At 55.2% G+C, this 6651-nt stretch carries 8 protein-coding genes and 2 tRNA genes; 4 read left to right on the top strand and 6 right to left on the bottom strand.

From position 1 onward, the window contains the following. On the top strand, positions 1–738 hold a 738-nt coding region (gene aroF, locus H8Q75_RS08065; RefSeq protein WP_297041106.1), incomplete at its 5' end, for a 3-deoxy-7-phosphoheptulonate synthase. 19 nt (positions 739–757) lie between these two features. Next, on the top strand, positions 758–1246 hold the full coding sequence (locus tag H8Q75_RS08060) for a GNAT family N-acetyltransferase (RefSeq protein ID WP_024123868.1): 489 nt from the start codon (positions 758–760) through the stop codon (positions 1244–1246). Here the strand turns inward: H8Q75_RS08060 and H8Q75_RS08055 are convergent. Both H8Q75_RS08055 and H8Q75_RS08050 read right to left on the bottom strand, forming a co-directional pair. Then, a complete protein-coding gene (locus tag H8Q75_RS08055) occupies positions 1227–1553 on the bottom strand; it encodes a hypothetical protein (RefSeq protein WP_024123869.1) in 327 nt (108 codons plus the stop codon). The genes H8Q75_RS08060 and H8Q75_RS08055 overlap by 20 nt on opposite strands. A gap of 3 nt (positions 1554–1556) precedes the next feature. After that, positions 1557–2105, bottom strand: a complete 549-nt coding sequence (locus tag H8Q75_RS08050) for a thioredoxin family protein (protein ID WP_024123870.1) — start codon at positions 2103–2105, stop codon at positions 1557–1559. Positions 2106–2303: 198 nt separating this feature from the next. Here H8Q75_RS08050 and H8Q75_RS08045 point away from each other — a divergent pair. Then, positions 2304–2376 (top strand) — tRNA-Val (locus tag H8Q75_RS08045). Positions 2377–2523: 147 nt separating this feature from the next. Here H8Q75_RS08045 and H8Q75_RS08040 read toward each other — a convergent pair. The 3 genes from H8Q75_RS08040 to H8Q75_RS08030 all read right to left on the bottom strand — a co-directional run bounded on the left by H8Q75_RS08040 (position 2524) and on the right by H8Q75_RS08030 (position 4222). Further along, positions 2524–3267 (bottom strand): TIGR03943 family protein, encoded by a 744-nt coding sequence (locus H8Q75_RS08040; RefSeq protein ID WP_225871762.1) that lies wholly within the window; start codon positions 3265–3267, stop codon positions 2524–2526. A 78-nt stretch (positions 3268–3345) separates the two neighbouring features. After that, positions 3346–3798 (bottom strand): diheme cytochrome c, encoded by a 453-nt coding sequence (locus H8Q75_RS08035; protein ID WP_225871763.1) that lies wholly within the window; start codon positions 3796–3798, stop codon positions 3346–3348. A gap of 49 nt (positions 3799–3847) precedes the next feature. After that, positions 3848–4222, bottom strand: a complete 375-nt coding sequence (locus tag H8Q75_RS08030; RefSeq protein ID WP_024123873.1) for a DUF4346 domain-containing protein — start codon at positions 4220–4222, stop codon at positions 3848–3850. Positions 4223–4354: 132 nt separating this feature from the next. On the opposite strand from H8Q75_RS08030, the gene H8Q75_RS08025 reads away from it, so the two are divergent. Next, positions 4355–4427, top strand: a tRNA-Met gene (locus H8Q75_RS08025). A gap of 19 nt (positions 4428–4446) precedes the next feature. On the opposite strand, the gene H8Q75_RS08020 is transcribed toward H8Q75_RS08025, so the two are convergent. Further along, the coding region (locus H8Q75_RS08020; protein WP_297041105.1) for a helicase-related protein at positions 4447–6651 on the bottom strand (2205 nt) is incomplete at its 5' end.

Here is a 6651-nt window from a genome sequence, read left to right as displayed (position 1 = left end):
GGCCATGATGTGGTGGTTGTGGCGGGGCCTTGCTCGGTTGAGAATGAGGCCATGATCATTGAAACGGCGCAGCGGGTGAAAGCAGCGGGGGCCAAATTCCTGCGCGGCGGCGCCTACAAACCCCGTACCTCCCCCTATGCCTTCCAGGGGCATGGCGAAAGTGCCCTTGAGCTGCTGGCGGCAGCAAAAGCAGCAACCGGTTTGGGCATCATTACCGAAGTGATGGACGCAGCGGATTTAGACAAAATTGCCGAAGTGGCCGATGTGCTGCAAATTGGTGCCCGCAATATGCAAAATTTTTCTCTCTTGAAGCGGGTGGGTGCCCAACCTAAACCCATCCTCCTGAAACGGGGCATGTCCGCCACTATTGAGGAATGGTTAATGGCTGCGGAGTACATTCTGGCGGCAGGAAATCCCAATGTCATTCTCTGTGAACGGGGCATTCGTACCTTTGACCGCGAATATACCCGCAATACCTTGGATTTAGGGGCGATTCCCGTACTGCGCAAGCTTACCCATCTACCGATTATGATTGACCCCAGTCATGGCACTGGCTGGGCAGAATTTGTGCCCGCAATGGCCAAAGCCGCTGTGGCCGCAGGCGCTGATGCCCTGATGATTGAGGTACACCCAAATCCAGCCAAGGCGCTTTCCGATGGTGCCCAATCCCTTACTCCGGATCAGTTTGACGAGTTGATGCAGGCGCTCCAACGTCCCCTTGTCAGTTTGAGCCGCTAGAAAAGGCAGGAAACAGCCAATGACCGATATGCTGGTCAGGCTCTACGATCTGGTGGTGGATTGGCCCGCCGTGCTGGCGCATCAACAGCAGGGGATTCACTATCGGCAGCCCTTGGGATCAGAAGTGGATTGGATTGTCCAGTGGGTGGGCGATCGCTTGAGTGCCGGTTGGCGGAGTGAAGTGGCGATCGCCTTCAGCCAACGCCCCCCACGGGGACTGATTGCTGTTCAAGAGGGTGAACTACTCGGCTTTGCCTGCTATGATGCTGCCGCCCTAGGACTGTTTGGCCCCATGGCGGTGGCAGAACCGCACCGAGGACGGGGAATTGGTCGCCTTCTCTTGCAGTTAACCTTGGCTCAAATGCGCAGTGCAGGCTATGGCTATGCCGTCATTGGTTGGGTCTCCGCAGAGGCGTTTTATGCAAAGACCGTTGGCGCAATGCCCATTCCCGATTCTCGCCCCGGGCTCTGGCAAACTGCCCTAAGGATCAGCCCATCAGGCTCTTAACAAGGAGGCCAAGAATAAACCCCAAACCGGCAAAGCGCACAAATTGCCAAAAGTTTTCTTGAGCCAGAATCTCTTGCCAACGTTCCTGGGCCGCCTCTCCTAGATGAAAAAGCAGGGTGAGGCCAAACTCCGCCTCTAGTTGCCGCAGTTCCTGTTGCAGGCGATCGCGCTGTTGATCTAAGGCCGCCTGGTTAGGTTCTTTCAAGCGGGCTTGGGTGGCTTTGATCTGCTCATACTCGCGGTAAAGCTGGTTGATCCGCGCCTGGGTCTCTTCATAGACTTGGCGCACCTCATCTTGGGGTTCCACCGTCTAGCCCCCATGACTACGGGGATCATCACTGCGTTGACGGGCGAGGGGACCTGGGAGTTGCGACATTTCACCCGTCAGTTGACCATAGGGCAAGGGGAGGTTATTGCTGAGGGCTTCAAGATTTTTGGCCATCACTTCCTTGGGTTGGAGGCCGATCGCCACCGCTTGGGGTTCCAGTTGCCGATTCAGAAAGACAAAGTGGGGAATCCCATCCACATTAAATTGCTCAATTTCCGGTAGCCACTTGGGGTTGTCCACATTCAGCATGACAAAGTTCACGCGATCGCGATATTGCCCCTTTAATTCCCCTAAATCCTTGGCCATCGAACGACAGGTGCTGCACCAGTTGGCATAAAACTCCAAAAGTGTGGGCTTGCCATTGACTTGAGCCTCCTCCCAAGGGGTAGCGTGTTTGGCTTGCTCGGCAAGGGTGAGGGGTTGATTGCTACTGCGTAAACCAGCCAATAGGGCAAAACTAATGAGAATGGCGACAACAGCAATCACAAAATTCCGTAGCCGTTGATCACTGGCTGCCGTTGCTGCTCCCATAGGGCATTCCTTGTATATCTCAACAGGTTGATCCTAGCGGATTTTCTTTACAAGAGATGACTTGTATTGACCTACAGTGCTTTTCCCGGAGATGGTCCAGGCTTGCTTCAAACTCCTGTAGAACAGGCTAGGCCCCCTTTGGGGACCGAGATTTTAGAAATGGGCTATACCTTTGCTATGATAAATACTCTGGAACTTGGGCGGTTAACTCAGTTGGTAGAGTATCTCGTTTACACCGAGGCTGTCGGGGGTTCGAGTCCCTCACCGCCCATGAAGGCTTCCCTAGGATTCTTCGCTCTCCTTGAGCTGAGTGATCTGAGAGTCATCGGAGATTATCCTTGCTGGCGTAGCCATCTGGCTTTATCCAAGCTGTCTTTGGTTACAACAGGGAATGTGAATCAGGTGAAAAAGCATTGCCTCAGTACATAAAGGGATTTTCAGGTTCAGGAATCGGCGTGATCGTCTCAGCAACGAGTACCAATTGGCGGCGGTTGTTGAGGGTTTCTGTGGTCATCCGACCTTCAACCCGAAACCACTGATCTTGGGGATAGGCTTGGCGCGATCGCCCCAATTTCACTGGCAGGCCCACCGGATAAGCATCCGCTGCACAACAGGTAATCACAAAGCGGCTGAGGGTGAGATAGGTCTGTGGCAGTTGGGGACTATGGACAGCAAATCCCTCAATGCGAGCCGGTAGCCCGCTATAGGCGTCGGGTTCGGGATAGACGTCAAGGGTGCGAATCCAGTCAATGAGTGTGCGCTCCTGCGGCCGTTGATTCAGGCGAAAAGCCACTGGACGATTGCGTGTCACTGTCAAGCCATCCTCGAGACCGCGATGAATGGCCGTCGCACTATTGAAAGGACGGGGCGTAATCACCAAGCCCGCCACTGCCGCGAAAATGAGGATAGTGAGCGTCCAACGGGCCGGTAAGAGGGCAGCATGTTGCCCAGGTGTTACTCGCCCCCGCCACAACCGCCACCCTTGCCAACCACTCACAGCAACTAAAAGAAAACCACTGGCGATCGCCAGTCCAAAGTAGTTGGGGTGAATCAGTAACCCCAGTTGCTCCTGCAACCCATATTGGAGAAACAAAATTCCCCAGAGGAGGAGGGCCACAACCGTCCACCACTCCTGCTGTAGCCAGCGACTGCGCATCATCATCCGTTGAAGAGGCAAAGAAGAGTGATTGGAGGAGCTAGAACCCATGGGGCGCTGGAGAATTCGCCATCCCTAAACATTCTAGGGGGAATCCAGCCACTGCGGACTGAGCTCACGAAAGTTAAAGAGGGTGGCCTTGGGATGACACTGGGCACAACCATCGAGGGTGACTGGCTGCGGCACTGCAACACGGGGATGGAGGATGCGAAAGAAGGGCGATCGCCCAACGCGAAAGGGGATTTGGGCATCCTCAGGAAGCGGTCGAGAATAGGTGCGCAAATAGTTCCACAGCGGCACTAACTCTGGGCGGGGCATGGGTTCGAGGGTCGCGCCGTAGTGATTGGTATCTTGAATCAGCACCTGCCATGCTTGAGTGGGCAGTGTTTCCGGGGGCACCGCCAGATGGCAACTGCCACAGCGCTGCAGATAAATTTGCGCTCCCAACTGGGCATTCAAGGGCAAAACATCGACAGTGCCGCTCCCGTCTGGGGTGGCGATCGCTGATAGGGCAGTACCTACTAGGGCACAGAGCATCAAAAGGACTGCCCCTACCCTCCAGCGCCAGTGTTGTCTAATCTGTTGCCTAATCTTGGATATACTCAAGTCCTTCATCCAAACAAAACTGTGCCCGCATCAATTCACGACCGAGATAGGCCGCATGGTCAAACATCGTCACCAGTTGGCGATCTTTTTCAAAGAGTTCAATACATAACTCCTTAGCTGTGCGACCGCTCAGTACCAGATCGGGTTCCCGCGTGACTTTCCCTTTGGTGGGAATGGGTTTCCCGGTGTCGGGATCCACTGCTAAGCCTTTCTCATTGATGTCGTTGGGATAGTGTTTCATCCAGATCAGGTCTTGCTCAGGGTCAATGTAGATAATGAAATACCCTGCTGGATCGAGATGAATAAATCGCTGTGATAGCTTGTTGTCAAGAGCTGTGCGTTCTGCTTTGCTCAACGCCTATCCTTCCCCTAAATGGCTCTATTCTTTATCTATTCTTTATTGTAGAGTGAACTCCCCTGGAATTTGCTCGCCTGAGCCTTGAGTTTTGAGATATTCGCGTTATAATGAAAATTACGCAAAAATTTCGGCTCAGTAGCTCAGTGGTTAGAGCAGGGGACTCATAAGCCCAAGGTCGCAGGTTCGAATCCCGCCTGAGCCACTCCTTATAATGACTCAAACTATACGGTTGCCGCCTCTAGCTCCACCCCTTCCAGTAGGTCATTGACAGGGAAGCGATCGAGGAGATAGCGTGCCTGCTCGGCACTTTGGCGCAGTTGGGGACTGGTGTGAGGTGCATGGGGAATTTGGGAAAGAAAATCGAGGGTGCGCCGCAGCAATCGCACAATATCGCCGGCATCAAGATTCGTTTGAGCGCACAATTCATTCCACGGTGTACCCAAGGCCCACTGCTCCACCAAGCCAATGAGATCCCACTCGTACCAGAGGGGAAAAATAATGTGATAGCGGCGCTGCACCTGAAAGAGCCGCCGGCGAATCGGACTCAGGGCGGCCAGGCGTTCTTCCACTTCACTGGGAATGGGGTAGTTGCACCAACTGTCGGAGCGGGGTGTTTCAGTCACTAGAGCCGCGATCGCTGCCGCCAAGAGGTGGGGGGGCAAGTCATCCAGTTCGCCAGAGGCCAAGGCCAAGGCCAACCAAAGTTCGTTCTCTCCCCGCAGGGCAGCGGCCATTTCCCCAAGGGGAGTGGGGGTCAGATCATTGAGGCCACCAAAGTCTTGCAGTGCAGCAATGAGGGCAAGAAATTGCTCCCAGTGGCGTTGGGACTGTTGATGGAGCTTCTGCTGGCGATCGCGCAGCTCCGCTTGTAGCCGTTCTTCGCGACGAACTAAGCGCAGCAGCGAATGGACATTTTGCGGCAGACTTCCTTGCAGTTGGCTGAGTTTGGCCTCTAGGTCGGCAATTTGAGCAGCTTGGGCAGCCACCTCCGGCGCAGCTAAGACGGGTGGGAGATCAGGGAGGGAACCCAGGTAGTGATCTGCCCCATGGCAGGGATAACTTTCCCCTAGGCGCAGTTTCATCGCCTCTGGGAGGGGGGGGAGACGATCACAGGGGGGGCGATCGGGATAGACCCCCAAAATGTCATCAATGCCAACTACCCGCAAACGACCATCGGCAGCAAGGCACAACCAGTGGGGCAACTGGCCTGAACCGGCAACGGGTTGACAGAGGACGGCGGCTAAGGGGCGCTGCTCCCGTAGGGGGGATTTGATATGGAGCCACGTTCCCGGTGGCACTGCCATCATCAAAGGGAGAAGTGCTTGGGCGCGTTCCTGCTCCGCCTGCTGTTCGAGGATTTTCAGGAGGCGTTGATCCTGCCGTAGCCGTTCCCGCAGCTTTTGATACTGCGCTAGTTGCTGGCGATCAATGCCTGCAAGGCGTTGTTGCACGGTTTGCAGTTCCGTTTCCAGTTGGGCGATCGCCTGCCGCTGCGGTGTCAGTTGCAATGTGGCCAAATATTGCCCAAAACTGCGCTCCACCAGTTCCCGCGCTTCTTCAAGGGTGTGGCGTTGGAGCAGGTTCAAGACCATGCCATAGCTGGGGGTAAATTGGCTCATCAGGGGATCGGGAGCGGCGGTGGCCAAAAATGCTGCTTCATGGGCACCCTCAAAGGGGGTTTGCAAGGTAACCACATGACCCACCGTATCCATGCCCCGGCGGCCGGCTCGTCCTGCCATTTGGAGGAACTCCGAGGCTGTCAAGAGCCGATGACCACTGTCAGTGCGCTTTGAGAGGGTAGAAATAACAGTGGTGCGCGCCGGCATATTGATCCCTGCCGCCAGCGTTTCTGTGGCAAAGACGATTTTGATCAGGCCTTCCTGAAAGAGTGTTTCCACAAGGGTTTTCACCACGGGGAGCACCCCGGCATGGTGAGCGGCAATCCCTTGGTAGAGGGGGACAATCATTTCCGGGGCAACAATGTCCTGATGCTGGACCCAAAAGGTCTCGACCCGTTCCGCCAGTGCCTGCTGTTCTGCCTTGGTGAGCAGATTCATGCCCAGGACCTCTTGAACCGCTTGGTCACAGCCACGGCGACTAAAGATAAAGTAAATCGCCGGTAGCATGTCCCGCTGCTGCAGTTGACTAACCACGTAGCGAATGCTCAAGAAGTCCCCCTTGCCGCCGCGGCGCCGCGGTTCGCTCTGGCCGTGGAGCTTCGGGTTGAGGCGTTTACGTTGTCCATCCAAAAGGGGAAAGAGTCCCTTGCCATTGCAAAAGTAAAAGTGCAGTGGAATTGGTCGCCAGTCGGAGTAGATGAGTTCGGCATCCCCATGGACAGATTGAATCCAGTCGGTGAGTTGTTCGCCGTTGGCAATCGTGGCGGAGAGAGCCACCAGTTGAATTTCTTTGGGACAGTAGATGAT

The sequence above is a fragment of the Thermosynechococcus sp. OHK43 genome (genome assembly GCF_014466085.1).
GTDB lineage: Bacteria > Cyanobacteriota > Cyanobacteriia > Thermosynechococcales > Thermosynechococcaceae > Thermosynechococcus.
The sequence above is the reverse complement of the archived record's forward strand: the minus strand, read 5'-3'. Positions and strand labels throughout refer to the sequence as shown.